The sequence below is a fragment of the Alteromonas sp. AWJ4_199 genome (assembly GCF_056159165.1).
This window is the reverse complement of the sequence record NZ_JBSWUR010000001.1, coordinates 1,746,719-1,760,837: the sequence shown is the minus strand read 5'-3', so window position 1 is coordinate 1,760,837 and position 14,119 is coordinate 1,746,719. Positions and strand designations below refer to the sequence as shown.

Genomic DNA, 14,119 nt, shown 5'->3' with positions numbered 1-14,119 from the left:
CATTAGTTTACCGTGGTTATTCGCTTTTATTCACGGCGGTACGTAAATACCCATCGTTAGCATCTAACTGAGCGGCAGCCTGCTGTGCAGTTTGCCCTGTTAATACCATTAAAATAGCAACTTTAGCTTTGTTATTACACGCATCAAGCGCTGCTAAAGCAGCATTTTCACTGCAGTCCGTAGCCTGCATAACAATGCGAAGCGCGCGGGCTTTTAGCTTTTCGTTGGTGGCATTCACATCTACCATTAAGTTTTGATAGGTTTTCCCCAGCTTAATCATTGTGCTGGTGCTAATCATATTAAGAATTAGTTTTTGCGCCGTACCCGACTTCATGCGCGTACTGCCAGTAAGTGCCTCAGGCCCAACAACTGGGCATATAGCTACATCAGCTTTAGTAAAAATAGCGGCGTTAGGGCTACATGCAATAGCGCCGGTAAAGCAGCCAAGCGAACGGGCATATTCCAGTGCGCCACTTACATAGGGCGTGCGCCCGCTTGCTGAAATACCAATAACCGTATCGTTTTGGTTTAAAGACAGCGCTTCCAGATCAGCACGCCCCGCGTCGACGTCATCTTCTGCACCTTCTACGGCGTGCTGAATGGCTTTTTCACCGCCAGCTATCACGCCAACAACCAGTTCATCAGGTACGCTAAACGTGGGGCGGCACTCTACTGCATCAAGTATGCCCAGTCTGCCGCTGGTCCCCGCGCCTATATAAATAAGCCTGCCACCATTTTTAATGCTAATGGTTGCAGCATCCACCGCTTTTCCAATTTGTGGAATTTGCGAGGTAACTGCGTTTGCCACTTTCGCGTCTTCGTTGTTAATGCGGGCAAGAATGCCTTCGGTGCTTAGCGTGTCTATATCGAGGGTGTCTGGGTTTCTGCCTTCTGACACAATTTTATTCAGTGACTGGGCTAACTCGTTAACGGTGGGTTTATTACCTCCCGCTTGATTGTCAGTACTGTCTTTATTTCTAATACTGGCGTTGGCGGACGATTCTGAAGTAGAAGGATTGTGCGAAGACATTGAAAACCTTGGGGCAACGAAATTGTGATAATAAGCTAGCGCAAAGCATAACGGTATTTTATGCCATAAGAAACCTTGCGTTAGATGGTACGTTTTTCATTATTAATCCTGCGCAGCTAATACGCTTCTCGTGGTACACTTTGGCTTTCGATATTCTTTCTCATTAAACATTTAAGGAACGTGTTTTTCTGTGAGCCGACAAACGCAAGCTATCATTCATGCTGATGCCCTTTTACATAATTTTAAAGCCCTTGCTGCTTTAGCGCCCTCAAGTCAGTCTATGGCGGTGGTAAAGGCCGATGCTTATGGTCATGGAGCAGTAAATGTAGCGCGCATTCTTCAGCATGTTTCTTCGCGTTTTGCCGTAGCAATTATTGAAGAAGCCATTGCGCTTCGCGATGCGGGAATTTCTGCGCCTATTGTGGTGTTAGAAGGGGCACATCAGGCAAAAGAGTGCCAAATGGCATTTCAGCATAACTGTATATTAGTTATGCACTGCGAAGAACAGCTTACCTGGTTAGAAAGCTGCCCCGAACAGCAGCGCCCGCATATTTGGCTTAAAGTGGATAGCGGCATGCACCGGTTGGGATTTGCCCTTTCCGATATCGAAGGGATTGCTGCTAAGTACAATCATTTACTTAGCGAGCAAACGGTTATTGCTACGCACTTTGCGTGCGCTGACGATGTAGATAATAACTTTACCAACACGCAAATCGATGCGTTCAATCAAGTAGCGAGTAAATTGGGCTTGCCAACCAGCGTGGCTAATTCTCCCGCTACGGTAAACTGGCCTGCAAGTCGAAATGCTTGGAACCGTTTAGGTGTGGGGGTTTATGGCGGTGCCGTTTCTACCTCACAAAATCTCGACATTGAAATCTACCCTGCCATGACACTTCGCTCCAGTGTATTAGCGGTACGAACCATACCGGCAGGCGAGGGCATTGGTTATGGTCAAACCTGGGTAGCAAGTAAGCCCAGCAAAATTGCAACCGTAGGTATTGGTTATGCCGATGGCTATCCAAGGCACTTCAAAAACGGTACGCCGGTAATGATTAGAGGTAAACGCGCCTATTTGGCAGGCCGCGTTTCTATGGACATGATCACAATTGATGTAACTCATATCGACAACGTCGCGGTGGGCGATGAAGTAGAGCTTTGGGGACAGAATGTATCTATTCAGGAAGTTGCAGCCAATGCAGACACTATCGACTACGAATTAATGACGCGAGTTTCTCAGCGAGTACCGCGCATTGTGAAATACCTTTAGTTTTCAACACTGTGCCAGTTTGAGCAATCTTTATATAAGTTTTAATAAAGCACTATTCATTAAAAGAATGAGACTTTTACCCCTAATTTGGGCTTTACTGTTGTGGCTCAGTTATGGGATTGCGGCGAATATTTCGCCTCCAACTGTTCTGAGCATCAACTCATAAGTGAGGTTTGTATGCGTACTTCGTTTTCTCGACCGAGAGTGAATCGTGGAGTAGTTAGTCGACCGTCAAGACCTGTTCAAAAGAAGCAATAGGTTTGCTGTAGGCGTCAAGGAATACAAATAAAAGATACAAGAAAGCCCGGTTAGGTTGCGCCTAACCGGGCTTTTTATTAACTACTTATGTGAACGGTTAAGTACTTTCAGCTTGCCGGTATCTGTTTACACGCTTAAGCCTTTAAACGTAAACGCAAACGCAAACGTAAAACCTTAGGCGCTGACTACCAACTTAGCCGTTTTGGGCGCGAAGCTCGCTGTCTATGCTGCTGTGCTCATTGCAATCCACATGCTTCGCGTCAGCCTTTTTTGATTCTATTTTAGCCTTGTTTGAACTGTCTTCTCCGGGTGCCGGGAAGTAACGCTCTGGTCTATGGTTAAGCGAAATTACCATATTTAAACAAAACGCCGCGAGTATCGAGATAAGCACTAATGGCCATGAAATAAAAAACAGCGCGCTAAGCAGTATGCAGCTATCAACAGTTAACTGGAAAGTCCCAGCTCTGATATTAAAGCGTTGCTGTAAGTAGAAGGCCATAATACCAACGCCGCCTAGGCTAGAGCTGTGACGAAACATCATCAGCATGCCAACACCAATTAAAATTCCGCCAAATACCGCTGCGAAAAACGGGTTAACGTGGCTGATATCTACAAATGCCGGAATTTGCTCGGTTAACACCGAAACAGTGGTTACAGAGATAAACGTATTGATGGTGAAACGTTTACTAATTTGAGTCCACGCTAGGGTATAGAAAGGTAGGTTAATCAAAAAGAATAACAACCCGAAGTCCATGTCGAAAGCATAGGTACCTAATAGCGCAAGACCTGCCGCGCCACCTACCATTAGGTCTTGAGACTGAAAAAGATATACGCCAAAAGCAACAAACAAGCCGGCGCTTATCAGGGCGAAAACATCCTCGACGACACTGTGTTTTGTTTTTTGCATAAAAAAGAGTTTGCGTTAATAAGACACAGCGTAATTATACGTTTACAGCACATTCGGTGACAGCAAGATGAAAAGTTAAGTCGGTGCGATAAAAGTAAGAAGGTAAGTTTGCCTTTACGACTTTTAGCGCTTCGGTGAATAGGGTGTTGCGGCAATGTAAACGTTGCACCAAGGTGGTTCAGTTTTATAACTTGAAAAGCGCAATGCTCTCTTAAAATTTGAAGGCCGTATGATTATTCCACAATAGAGAACACCACAATATCTTGCTTATTAAATTCTACACTGCACTTCATGATACCTAAGTGCAGTGGACTATATGCTTCAATCTTGCTGCCATTTGCAACAAACTCAGTATCCCACAACAATAAGTCTGCGGTGTTAAGCTGGCGTTCGACGCTTTTCTTCGAAACCCCTGGCGTAAAGTTGTCGCAAAGAATAATGACCTCACGTCTTGCTTCAATCCAGTAAAAGGTAGTGGTGATCAACAGTGCTATCGCCGCTATTGCAACAACATCTGCAATAATAGAACGTCTCATGGCCTGCACGTTTTACTTCTCCTCTACGTCTTTACTGCGGGTGATTAAACCTTTTGATACAAAATGCGCTACAAGCAAGGTGCACCTGTATAAAGTGCTATTCAGTGGTTTGGATCAAATCCCACTTATTGCCAAACTTATCTTTAAAGATGGCTACCGTACCATAAACTTCTTCACGGGGAGTTTCTAAAAACACCACGCCTTTACTTTGCATTTCGTTAAAGTCGCGCCAAAAGTCATCGGTATTTAAAATTAAAAATACTTTGTCTGCGGCTTGGTTACCAATAAGCGCTAATTCAGCATCGTTTTTAGCTTGCGCTAGCAACAAGCTGGCTGAACTGTTTGGCGGCGTTACTAACACAAAGCGCGAGCCCTCTCCGGTTGCTTTATCTTCAGTTAAGGTGAAATTTAAAACCGTTGTGAAGTACTCAATTGCGTTGTCGTAGTCGTCTACAAAGAAGGTAATCGCCGAAAGGTGTTGTCTCATAAATGTGGTTCAGTTCAAAATGGTTAAGTGAACTTGGCATACTACCTAAAAGCTCACCGAGCTGAAATGCGGGTTATCAGTTATTGCATGAAGTTGAGCGATTTCATTAAGGGCAATGTTTTCTACATTACCGTTAATGCGCATTTGTATACATTCTGTTGGCGCGTCATTGCGTTTATCTATAACTGTATTTAATGCCTTACCGTTTTTTAGTTCCCCACTTTTTAATACAGCGCTTACCTCAAGTTTATACATGCAGGCTATTTCTATGTAGTCATAAAGCTGACAGGCGATATTCACAGGCTTTCCTAGTATTGGATTACTTTCTTTTAAAGCGTTGCTCAAATTTTAGATAAACCCTGGCGTTCACGGCAAAAACTTCTTTATTTACCGTACATTCATTCCACTTCACTTTAAACATTCGACTGCCAATGTTTAAATGCCGCCGCCTATCGGGGCGGCGAAGTTTCTCAACTCAAATCACAGAAGTCAGACCTTAACAAATGATCTTTTTTTAAGGTTTGCTCAGTATTGTAAGTACTGAAGGATTTATTTTGGTGCACGAAATTCCTAAGCGCTTAAGCGCCCCTTTACTCATTAGAGGCAGTTTTTAGCAAAGGGTTCCCGCCGAAAATTCAATACAGGAACAGTAATGAACAAGCTACTATCCGCATTTTCTTTAGTTTCAATTGCTACATGCGCTTCGAGCGGCGTAAAAGCCGACGAACTCCCCTTTAATTTAAGCGGTCACGTAAGGGTTAATTACGGACATCAAGATTGGCAAATTCCCGAGTTTAGAGATGGTTTTGAGTTCGAATCATTCAAGCTTGGCGTGTCCGGCGAGTCGGACCAGTTTAGCTATAAAGCAGAGTACCGTTGGTACGAGAACACTGATTTTGATACCGTTCGCTTCGCTGACCTTACTTACCATTTTGATGATCAAACCGAAATCACAGCAGGCATAACGCAAACCCCGTTTGGCCTGCAGCCCTTTGCCAGCAACAACTTTTGGTTCTCGGTAAATTATTATCTTGGCTTCGAAGATGATTACGATGCTGGGGTGAAAATAAACCACGATTGGGGCAACTGGGATTTTCAAGCCGCCTATTTTATGAACGACGAGTACAATGACGCAGCTGAGTTTGGTCGTTACTCATTTGATGTAGCAGATGACGGGGAATACCGAAACAAAGAAGACGGCCAATATAATTTGCGGGCTAATTATTCAGCGAACTTTATTCGCGGAGGCACTACCGATATTGGCGTGTCCTACCAGTACGGCAACATCTTGAACTTGGATACCCTGGATGATGGTGATATGAATGCCTATGCCGTGCATATGCGTCATACCCAAGGCGATATAAAGGTCGAACTACAGTATATCGACTATGAGTACGATTTGGCTGCACCAGAAGGTCAAGCAGACGATCGCATAGCGCTATCCTCTTTCACCTTCCCATTCTTAGCCGCGGCCGACGGTAAAACCTATTCAGCAAACCTTGTGTACTCTGTGCCTTATAAGTTTACTCACATAGAATCACTTACTTGTTACTCAGAGTACAGCGTGGCAAAAGGTGAAGGAAGTGAAGGGAAAAACTCTTCACAGTGGATAAATGGCTGTAGCTTTGGCTGGGATAAATTGTTTGTATATGTAGATAGCATTCAAGGAAAAAACATGTGGTTTTCAGGAGGCCCAGGCGTTGGGCTAGACTTAGGCGGTAGACAAGAAACTACTCACCGCTTGAACATTAACCTTGGCATTTACTTCTAATCACTAACAGGACTTTGACATGCGATCATTACTTATAGCGACATTGATACTAGCGCTAATTCCGATGCAAAGTTTTGCCCATTCATGGATGAAACTGCGCATAGCGACCACAGAATATGCACCTTACACGTCAACTGACATGCAGCACGAAGGTTACATAAACCATATCATCGCCGATGCGTTCAAAGAGACGGGCGTTGTGGTGGAGTTCGTATCCTTACCGTGGGAAGAAGCCTTAGAAGCAACCTTAAAGGGCGAATATGATGCAGTTTCTTACGGCAACTTTGTACGTTCTCGTGAAAGCGAATTTTTCCACAGCAACCCGATAAGCGCAGAAAGCTTGGTGTTCTATGTTAACGCCGACAAAGGCCCCGATAGCTGGAATGACCTTAGCGATATGCAAGAACTTAAAATGGGAGTTACGGAAGGGTATTTATATAACGATGAGCTTGCTGCCTTTATTAAAGACAATGAAAGCGTAGTGGAGCGCGAGACTGATAAAGCGAACCTAGAAGCGCTAATAAACGGTGATATCGATGTTTTCCCCATTGATGAACTTACCGGTTGGTATTTGCTACAACGCGATTTCACCAGGGGAGAGCGTAGAGATGCAATGCCTATCAAGCCGTTTATTTCTACTGTCACCACGCACCTTTTAGTACCTAAAGCGCAAGGGGACAGTCAACTTATACTGTCTTTATTCAACAAAGGGTTAGAAGAACTGACGCTAGACGGGAAGTTAACACGCTTCAAGCGTCTGCTGAAAGAAGGTTATTACCAGCACCCTAAGAAAAAAGTGAATTTCGACCGACGCTAACATAAAACTTTTTGCTAAACGCTAGTCAATTCACGTTGTTTTAAATCGAAAACTAGGTTGCGAACCAGCGGTGTTCGCAACCTTTATTCATGCTACTTTCTTATCACTTAGTGTCTTTTCTGCTGATTATTAAACTGATATGGTTAACGGCTATTTTCTGATGCCCATCTAGAGGTTGCCTTGTCGTACTCAGCTGAAACATCCTTCCTTGCCCGCGTTATCGCCTTACTAAAATTACTCGGTCCTGGTGTGCTTATGGCAACGGCGGCGGTAGGTGGAAGCCATCTGGTGGCTTCAACTCAGGCGGGAGCAAAGTTCGGATGGCAGTTAGCGCTTCTCATATTGGTGGTAAACCTACTCAAATACCCGTTTTTCAGGGCAGGCGTAAGTTACACCATCAGCACGAAGCAAACCCTGCAGCAAGGTTATCTAGAAATGGGCAAACGGTATTTAACCGTTGCCTTGTGCCTAAATAGTATCGCGTCGGTAGTTAATGCTGCCGCGCTGTTACTATTTGCAGCTAGTTTATTGTCGTACTTTATTCCATTTGATATAGCCATAGCGGTGTCTGCCTCAGTAGTTTTAGCACTTATATTACTGATTTTACTGGCAGGGCATTTTGAAGGGCTCGACAACATTGCCAAAGGCATAATGGGCGTGCTTGTAGTAGCAACGATTGCTGTGTTTATCGTTGCTCTTAGTAATTATACTGCACCGCTCATCCCCGCTGATTCGCAGCCCTCTCCATGGACACTCGCCACCTTAGGCTTTTTAGTGGTAACAATGGGGTGGATGCCTGCACCTATTGAAATATCCTCTATTACTTCTCTTTGGTTAAAGCGTCAGTGCAAAGGTCAAGCGGTAACGCCGAAGTCGGCCCTTTTCGATTTTAACCTGGGCTATGCGGTAACCGTATTACTTGCACTGTTGTTTTTGGGGTTAGGTGCGTTAATTCTGTATGGCAGCGGCACAGAACTCAGTACTAGTGGTATTGGCTTTTCTCATCAGCTTATCAGCATGTACTCGTCAACCATCGGGGAGTGGGCGCATCTGCTTATCGCGATAGTGGCGTTTCTCTGTATATTCGGCTCGGCGCTAACCGTATATGACGGTTATGCGCGAGTGGTTGCAGAAGCAATTGCGCTATTGTTTAACAAGGATAAAGCCGCTCGCAATACACTTGTAACACCAGTATTGCTTTTCATGGCAATATTCAGCTTTGTCATTGTACTCTTTTTCAAGTCTGCTTTATTAGCCATGCTAGGCTTTGCGATGACGTTAGCTTTTGTAACCACGCCAATGTTTGCTTGGCTTAATCATAAGCTGGTGGCACAAACTAAGCTGCACCCTGATGCCGCGCCTAATAAGGTTGTAAAGTTACTTAGCTTGCTAGGCCTGGTTTACCTGTTCGGGTTTCTTTTGGTATTTGTTTGGTGGAAGTGGCTTAGCTAACGGTTTACCCCGGAATATAGCCTCAATTGCCCCCACCTTTGCCAGCCGGTTACTGCTATTGCTAGCCGTCCCACTTCAGCAATTTTAACAAACGAGCTAAACTCGTGTGGCGGGTGATGGTGACTACCTGCAGCGCACGAGTTCGCTCTTTGTAAGCCGCTAGGTTTACTTAGTGTAAACTGGGCGGGCAGAGGTTAGCGTGGCAACCTTATCTTTAACTTGTTGAATAAGGTTACCGTCTTTAGGTTCTGATAACACATCGCAAATCCAGTTGGCTAACTGGGCGCAATCGTCTTCACTAAAATTACGAGAAGTCACCGCTGGCGTACCTATCCGAATACCACTTGTTACAAAAGGCGACTGTGGGTCGTTAGGTACTGTATTCTTATTCACAGTAATGTTCACACTATTTAAAATAGCGTCGGCTTCTTTCCCGGTCATTCCTTTGTTTACAAGACTTAGTAGGAACATGTGGTTGTCGGTTCCATTAGATACTACGTCAAACCCACGCGTCATAAATACATCAGCCATAGCGCGCGCATTGATAACTACTTGTTTTTGATATGCTTTAAATTCGGCTGTCATGGCCTCTTTAAACGCTACAGCTTTGGCCGCGATAACGTGCATAAGTGGGCCGCCCTGAATCCCCGGGAAAATAAGTGAGTTAAACTTCTTTTCAAGTTCAGGGTTTGTCTTACACATAATAAGCCCGCCGCGAGGGCCACGTAGTGTTTTGTGGGTAGTGGTAGTAACCACGTGCGCCGCGTTAATTGGCGAGGGATAGACACCCGCCGCGACAAGGCCTGCTACGTGTGCCATATCTACCAGCAAATACGCGCCTACACTATCGGCAATCTCTCTAAACTTTTGCCAATCTACAACGCGAGAATACGCTGAAAAACCAGCCACGATCATCTTTGGGTTATGCTCTTTAGCTAACGCTTGTACTTGGTCGTAGTCAATCTCACCGGTTTCGGTGTTTAGCCCATATTGAATGGCGTTGTATAGCTTGCCTGAAAGATTAGGTTTTGCACCATGGGTTAGGTGACCGCCGTGATCAAGACTTAACCCGAGTATGGTATCGCCAGGGCTTAGTAGTGCCATGTAAACCGCAGTATTCGCTTGCGAACCAGAATGGGGCTGAACATTTACATAATCAGCTTCAAACAGGGCTTTGGCTCTGTCGATAGCAAGCTGTTCAACTTTATCCACGGCTTCACAGCCACCGTAATAGCGCTTACTCGGATAGCCTTCTGCATACTTGTTCGTCAGTTGGCTACCTTGCGCCTGCATAACGGCTTTGCTGGTGTAGTTCTCTGATGCGATTAGCTCAATGTGATGTTCTTGGCGTTCGTCTTCTTGTGCAATAAATTCGGCGATATCTGGGTCTTGCTGGGTAAGGTTTTGGTTTAGCGTATTCATGCTGTCTCCTAATTGTCGTTGTTGTGTATTCGATACTAGAAGTGCAAAATGAATAAATAAAATTAATAAAAAATATGGCATTATAATTTTATTAAATGCCTATGGCTGTGCTTTTGGCACAGCACAGCGCGTTTTTTGTCTGTAATAGAGTAAGCCTTTAAACTTTGTTGGTGAAAGTTCAGTGTTTAGTTGACGCTATAGAGAGGGTGTAAATCAAAGTAATGAAGAACTTGTCCATAGATTTTCTACGCTCGTTCGTGCTTATTGCACAGACGGGTAGCTACACGCAGTGCGCCGAGCAGCTGCAGCGGACTCAACCTGCAATAAGCCTTCAAATTAAAAAGCTAGAGGAAATGATTGGGGAGAAGCTATTTTCTCGCGACAAAAATCGTCTAGCGCTTACTGGCGCTGGTAGCCGCTTGTTGTCATATGGTGAGAAAATAGTAGCGCTTAATGACCAAGCTATGGCTGAGTTCGGTAAGCCTCAGGTGACCGGAAATATTAAGTTGGGCATCCCCAGTGAATTTAGCACCACGCTTATGCCTAAAATTATTCGACGGTTCACACAAACTTACCCGGAAATATCGCTAGAGGTGCATTGCGCGCTAAGCAAAGATTTGTTGAGCGAACCGCTGAAAAGCCAGTTCGACTTAATTTTGTCACTACAGGAAACACCAAACCCACAGCAGGACGGTTTCATCATTTCAGATCAGCTGGTATGGGTAGGTAGTCAGCGCTTTGTAAACAGCGTGCCCGCTAAGCTTCCTATTATTGCTGCCCCTTCGCCGTGTATTTATCGCAAACGCGCCACTAACCTTTTATCCACAATCAAAAAGCCGTGGCAGGTGGTATACACCATTGCAGATTTAAACGGTATTCAAACTGCTATTAATGAGGGGCTAGGTATTACGGTACTGGCAAAAAGCTCAGTACCGCCAGGATTACACATTTTATCTAATTCAGAAAACTTGCCCGAACTTGGGCATGTAGGCGTTTGCTTAGTTAACCCTCAAAAAGTGTCATCAAAAGCGATTAGCCTGCTAACCGAAACCATTACTAACGAGGTCGCTAACTTCTAAAGTGTTATTTAGCTAGTGCGCCCCCTATGCGCTAAATGATAAGCGCGCTAAGAGGTGAGGGGGTTTAAAAAGTGCTGACTATGCCTTTTTAACAAACTGCGCGGTAAGCATCATCTCACCTGCACCATCTACTTTACAATCTAGCTGGTGGTCTTTGGCATCTTTCACATGACGGATAACCGCTTTGGTACCAATTTTAAGTACCAGCGAACTGCCTTTTACTTTCAAATCTTTTGCTAACGTTACCTTGTCACCAGCAACTAATGGGGTACCGTTATAATCTTTTGCAGAGACTTCTTCTTCAACCTCGTTCGGGTTCCACTCGTGACCACATTCGGGGCAAATAAGTAAAGACTGGTCTTCATATACATATTCAGACTGGCAATGCGGGCAAGGAGGTAGTGACATGTGGAATTCTCTTAAAATACTTAATTAAAGCGCTCGGGTCATAAAGTGACTATTAGGGTCAAGCGAATAGTCACCAAAAGGGCCGCAGTCGATAAAACCGAACTTTTTATAAAGCGTTCTCGCCGCTAAAAAGTAGTCTTGCGTTCCCGTTTCTAAACTTACCGAACTAAACCCTTTCATTTTCGCATGTTCTAAGGCAAAAAGTAACAACTGAGACGCCACGCCGCAGCCCCTGAAAGGCTTTGCAGTGCGCATAGACTTAAGTTCGGCTCTATGTGTATCAAGGGTTTTAATAGCCACACAACCAGCAAGCTGTTGCTGTTTCCAGCCACTAAAAAAAGTAATGTTGGGAGCTTTCAGTGCATCAACGTCTAGCGCATGCACGCTTTCTGGTGGTGACATGGCATACATATCAGATAAATGTTCTTCTAAAAGCGCCAGCACTTCTCCCCCTGTGAGGTCATCAATAATGATCTTCATTTTTTGGCCTGTGGTTAGTTTTCCGTTAAGTGCTTGTAAATGACTTATTTTCAGGGGGATACTGGTTTAATCATGTTGAAAAAACGGTCGTCTTCGCTTTGAATGACAAAACCTACTTTTTTATAAAGCGAAACCGCCGGGCTAATTTTGAAAACCCGTAACGTGAGTAAAGTGGCTTTAGCCCTCAATGCCAGCTTTTCAGCTTCTTCAATGGCGGCGCTCCCTATGCCTTTATTTTGTTCACTCGGAATAACTTGAAGATCGCGTAAAATACAGGTGTTATCTTCAAACTGTAGGCGCATAACCCCCACTGTTTGGTTGTCTAATTGAATGTCGTAGTTAACGAGTTCAGCCGTAACCTCTAGCACTTTTTCAGCGTTCCAGTCGGGAGCAAATTTAGCGTAATACTCTTCCATGTTCGCAAAGGTAAATACAGCAGCACGCCGTAAGTCTGAGCTTGGTACAAAAGTAATTTTCATAATGCTTTAGTTGTCTTTTTCGGATTTTAGCGTTCGTTTAGGTCTCTTGTGGAGCTAACAAAAAAATCGCTATACAAATATAAACACCACGAGCGATCTTGTTGCTGGAAAACACCTATACCTAATGGTTAAGTTCTTTTCTGCCTTTTAACTGGAAATAAGCCGAACCAAAATGCTCCTTCTAGAATAAACCCTAATATGACGAATAGAAACACACCTGACTGAATCCCCATACTGTAAGAAGTGATAGCTGCTACTAAAAGAACTAGAGCAATAAGAATTCGATAAATACCTTTCATTTGAAAACTTCCTTTTAAGTGCCTACCGCCTTTGTAACAGGCTGTAATACGTGGGCTAAAACAGGAGCGAAGCTGAATACGACCTTGAGCATCTGATATCAGAACTAGACGCTGAATTAAAAGAGTGAAACCGTTTAAGTTAACCGTACTGGCAAAATCAGATCTAAAAGATATTGCATTGTTTACTCAACGGAAATGGGGCCACCTACTAGTAATGGTAACGACATGAAATAACCGTAATTGCGGTATCGTCCACGGCATATACCAAACGGTTAACGTCATCTATTCTACGGGACCAGAAACCTGAAAGATTTTCTTTTAGAGGTTCCGGTTTTCCAATTCCATCAAATGGAGAACGCTTAACATCGGAAATTAACTTATTGATACGTTTCAAGGTTTTCTTGTCTTGAGTCTGCCAATAAACGTAGCTATTCCAAGCTTCATCAGTCCATGATAACAACCTGTTACTCATCAATAAGTTCTCGCTGGGTCGTTTTTGCTGCTTTTAACTGTGCTATTGAACGATTTAAGTGTTCAGCGTTCGCTGGAGAACGAAGTAGATGAACGGTTTCCATAAGGCTGTTGTAGTAATCTAATGACATTACGACAGCATCCTCAGAGTCACGACGGGTGATCACTGTTGTATCTGCATCGTTGATTACATTGTCCAAAACGGCTTTTAGACCGTTTCGAGCTTCGGTAAAAGAGACAATTCTCATTTTGCACCCCACTTGTACATTATATGAGACAAGTTTAGATCGGAAATGAGTACATGTACAGGATGTTGTGCATTACTGCGCTGTGGCAGCTAACACCTAAATATGGGGCACAAACAGGCAGGCTATAATGGCGAAGCCGCCCCGCGTGTATGCGTCCCAGCGAACGCAGTGAGTGACTTAATTTTTTTGTTAGCTGCCACTTAAACCTACTGATTTCAGATAAACATACAAATATGGAATTAGTATTATCAAGATAACAACTACTGTACCAATGTAAAAAAAATGAGCCTCTTTTTCTGCTTGGTCAAAATCATAGGTTTGCTCAATACTTTCTAATTCGGATGGATCAACTCCATCTTCTATCGCTCTCTCATTTATCTCTGATATTTTTTCGAATAATTTCTCATGCTCAGCTATTGCTGTTTTATGAATATCTGATTTGAATTTTTTATAATCAAGATAATGTCTATGAGCATGGTATGACCACGCAAGGGTGTATATAAAACAGAGCGAGCTAATCGTTGCTGAAAACTCAAATTGCACAACACTAAAAGCTATTAGAAATATCAAAATACCACAAAGACAATCTAAAATTTCACCTGCCGGTTGATACGGACGTCTTAAGCGATTTTTGTCAAAAAGACCAAAACAGCAACTCAACAAAAAAACGCAACAATAAAAATAACCCCAAACAGGCACTTGGTCTCT

General features: G+C 43.8%; 17 protein-coding genes. 5 read left to right on the top strand and 12 right to left on the bottom strand.

Going from position 1 to position 14,119, the window contains the following annotated elements; translation table 11 throughout:
* Positions 1-16: 16 nt before the first annotated feature.
* Positions 17-1,030 carry an N-acetylmuramic acid 6-phosphate etherase gene (gene murQ, locus ACXAER_RS07710; RefSeq protein ID WP_474828082.1) on the bottom strand — a complete coding sequence of 338 codons (1,014 nt, stop codon included), beginning with the start codon at positions 1,028-1,030 and terminating at the stop codon, positions 17-19.
* Between the two features lie 190 nt (positions 1,031-1,220).
* Here murQ and alr point away from each other — a divergent pair, with 190 nt between their 5' ends.
* Complete coding sequence (gene alr / locus ACXAER_RS07705; protein ID WP_474828080.1) at positions 1,221-2,297, top strand: alanine racemase; 1,077 nt, start codon at positions 1,221-1,223, stop codon at positions 2,295-2,297.
* 451 nt (positions 2,298-2,748) lie between these two features.
* On the opposite strand, the gene ACXAER_RS07700 is transcribed toward alr, so the two are convergent.
* From ACXAER_RS07700 to ACXAER_RS07685, 4 genes are all read right to left on the bottom strand, one after another.
* A complete protein-coding gene (locus tag ACXAER_RS07700) occupies positions 2,749-3,462 on the bottom strand; it encodes a YitT family protein (RefSeq protein ID WP_474828078.1) in 714 nt (237 codons plus the stop codon).
* Positions 3,463-3,695: 233 nt separating this feature from the next.
* Complete coding sequence (locus tag ACXAER_RS07695) at positions 3,696-4,007, bottom strand: hypothetical protein (protein ID WP_474828076.1); 312 nt, start codon at positions 4,005-4,007, stop codon at positions 3,696-3,698.
* A gap of 88 nt (positions 4,008-4,095) precedes the next feature.
* The gene (locus ACXAER_RS07690) at positions 4,096-4,485 is read right to left on the bottom strand and encodes a VOC family protein (RefSeq protein ID WP_474828074.1); all 390 of its coding nucleotides are present in this window, start codon (positions 4,483-4,485) and stop codon (positions 4,096-4,098) included.
* Between the two features lie 45 nt (positions 4,486-4,530).
* Entirely contained in the window at positions 4,531-4,785 is a 255-nt protein-coding gene (locus tag ACXAER_RS07685) for a Rho-binding antiterminator (RefSeq protein ID WP_239636104.1), read from the bottom strand.
* A 352-nt stretch (positions 4,786-5,137) separates the two neighbouring features.
* Between ACXAER_RS07685 and ACXAER_RS07680 the strand changes: the two genes are divergently transcribed.
* The 3 genes from ACXAER_RS07680 (at position 5,138) to ACXAER_RS07670 (ending at position 8,525) form a co-directional block, all read left to right on the top strand.
* Entirely contained in the window at positions 5,138-6,256 is a 1,119-nt protein-coding gene (locus ACXAER_RS07680) for a hypothetical protein (RefSeq protein ID WP_474828072.1), read from the top strand.
* A gap of 19 nt (positions 6,257-6,275) precedes the next feature.
* On the top strand, positions 6,276-7,073 hold the full coding sequence (locus tag ACXAER_RS07675; RefSeq protein WP_474828070.1) for a substrate-binding periplasmic protein: 798 nt from the start codon (positions 6,276-6,278) through the stop codon (positions 7,071-7,073).
* A 180-nt stretch (positions 7,074-7,253) separates the two neighbouring features.
* On the top strand, positions 7,254-8,525 hold the full coding sequence (locus tag ACXAER_RS07670) for an NRAMP family divalent metal transporter (protein WP_474828068.1): 1,272 nt from the start codon (positions 7,254-7,256) through the stop codon (positions 8,523-8,525).
* A 165-nt stretch (positions 8,526-8,690) separates the two neighbouring features.
* On the opposite strand, the gene glyA is transcribed toward ACXAER_RS07670, so the two are convergent.
* Positions 8,691-9,947, bottom strand: coding sequence for a serine hydroxymethyltransferase (gene glyA / locus ACXAER_RS07665; RefSeq protein ID WP_474828066.1), 1,257 nt, complete (start codon positions 9,945-9,947; stop codon positions 8,691-8,693).
* A gap of 221 nt (positions 9,948-10,168) precedes the next feature.
* Between glyA and ACXAER_RS07660 the strand changes: the two genes are divergently transcribed.
* Positions 10,169-11,026 carry a LysR family transcriptional regulator gene (locus ACXAER_RS07660; protein ID WP_474828064.1) on the top strand — a complete coding sequence of 286 codons (858 nt, stop codon included), beginning with the start codon at positions 10,169-10,171 and terminating at the stop codon, positions 11,024-11,026.
* Between the two features lie 78 nt (positions 11,027-11,104).
* Here the strand turns inward: ACXAER_RS07660 and ACXAER_RS07655 are convergent, their stop codons facing one another.
* The 6 genes from ACXAER_RS07655 to ACXAER_RS07630 all read right to left on the bottom strand — a co-directional run bounded on the left by ACXAER_RS07655 (position 11,105) and on the right by ACXAER_RS07630 (position 14,110).
* Positions 11,105-11,434 (bottom strand): zinc ribbon domain-containing protein YjdM, encoded by a 330-nt coding sequence (locus ACXAER_RS07655; protein WP_474828062.1) that lies wholly within the window; start codon positions 11,432-11,434, stop codon positions 11,105-11,107.
* A 24-nt stretch (positions 11,435-11,458) separates the two neighbouring features.
* Complete coding sequence (locus tag ACXAER_RS07650; protein WP_474828059.1) at positions 11,459-11,914, bottom strand: GNAT family N-acetyltransferase; 456 nt, start codon at positions 11,912-11,914, stop codon at positions 11,459-11,461.
* Positions 11,915-11,964: 50 nt separating this feature from the next.
* Positions 11,965-12,393: a GNAT family N-acetyltransferase gene (locus tag ACXAER_RS07645; RefSeq protein WP_474828057.1), complete on the bottom strand. Its 429-nt coding sequence runs from the start codon at positions 12,391-12,393 to the stop codon at positions 11,965-11,967.
* A 507-nt stretch (positions 12,394-12,900) separates the two neighbouring features.
* Positions 12,901-13,164, bottom strand: coding sequence for a Txe/YoeB family addiction module toxin (locus ACXAER_RS07640; protein WP_474828055.1), 264 nt, complete (start codon positions 13,162-13,164; stop codon positions 12,901-12,903).
* The gene (locus ACXAER_RS07635; RefSeq protein ID WP_334031478.1) at positions 13,157-13,411 is read right to left on the bottom strand and encodes a type II toxin-antitoxin system Phd/YefM family antitoxin; all 255 of its coding nucleotides are present in this window, start codon (positions 13,409-13,411) and stop codon (positions 13,157-13,159) included. Before ACXAER_RS07635 ends, ACXAER_RS07640 begins: the two co-directional genes overlap by 8 nt.
* 189 nt (positions 13,412-13,600) lie before the next feature.
* A complete protein-coding gene (locus ACXAER_RS07630) occupies positions 13,601-14,110 on the bottom strand; it encodes a hypothetical protein (RefSeq protein ID WP_474828052.1) in 510 nt (169 codons plus the stop codon).
* Positions 14,111-14,119: the final 9 nt, after the last annotated feature.

Bases quoted from the DNA above. Each gene is read 5' to 3' on its own strand.
- ACXAER_RS07680 (WP_474828072.1), top strand. From the start codon at position 5,138: ATGAACAAGCTACTATCCGCATTTTCTTTAGTTTCAATTGCTACATGC.
- ACXAER_RS07635 (WP_334031478.1), bottom strand. From the start codon at position 13,411: ATGAGAATTGTCTCTTTTACCGAAGCTCGAAACGGTCTAAAAGCCGTT.
- ACXAER_RS07640 (WP_474828055.1), bottom strand. From the start codon at position 13,164: ATGAGTAACAGGTTGTTATCATGGACTGATGAAGCTTGGAATAGCTAC.
- ACXAER_RS07700 (WP_474828078.1), bottom strand. From the start codon at position 3,462: ATGCAAAAAACAAAACACAGTGTCGTCGAGGATGTTTTCGCCCTGATA.
- ACXAER_RS07650 (WP_474828059.1), bottom strand. From the start codon at position 11,914: ATGAAGATCATTATTGATGACCTCACAGGGGGAGAAGTGCTGGCGCTT.
- glyA (WP_474828066.1), bottom strand. From the start codon at position 9,947: ATGAATACGCTAAACCAAAACCTTACCCAGCAAGACCCAGATATCGCC.
- ACXAER_RS07645 (WP_474828057.1), bottom strand. From the start codon at position 12,393: ATGAAAATTACTTTTGTACCAAGCTCAGACTTACGGCGTGCTGCTGTA.
- ACXAER_RS07675 (WP_474828070.1), top strand. From the start codon at position 6,276: ATGCGATCATTACTTATAGCGACATTGATACTAGCGCTAATTCCGATG.
- ACXAER_RS07690 (WP_474828074.1), bottom strand. From the start codon at position 4,485: ATGAGACAACACCTTTCGGCGATTACCTTCTTTGTAGACGACTACGAC.
- ACXAER_RS07660 (WP_474828064.1), top strand. From the start codon at position 10,169: ATGAAGAACTTGTCCATAGATTTTCTACGCTCGTTCGTGCTTATTGCA.
- ACXAER_RS07655 (WP_474828062.1), bottom strand. From the start codon at position 11,434: ATGTCACTACCTCCTTGCCCGCATTGCCAGTCTGAATATGTATATGAA.
- murQ (WP_474828082.1), bottom strand. From the start codon at position 1,030: ATGTCTTCGCACAATCCTTCTACTTCAGAATCGTCCGCCAACGCCAGT.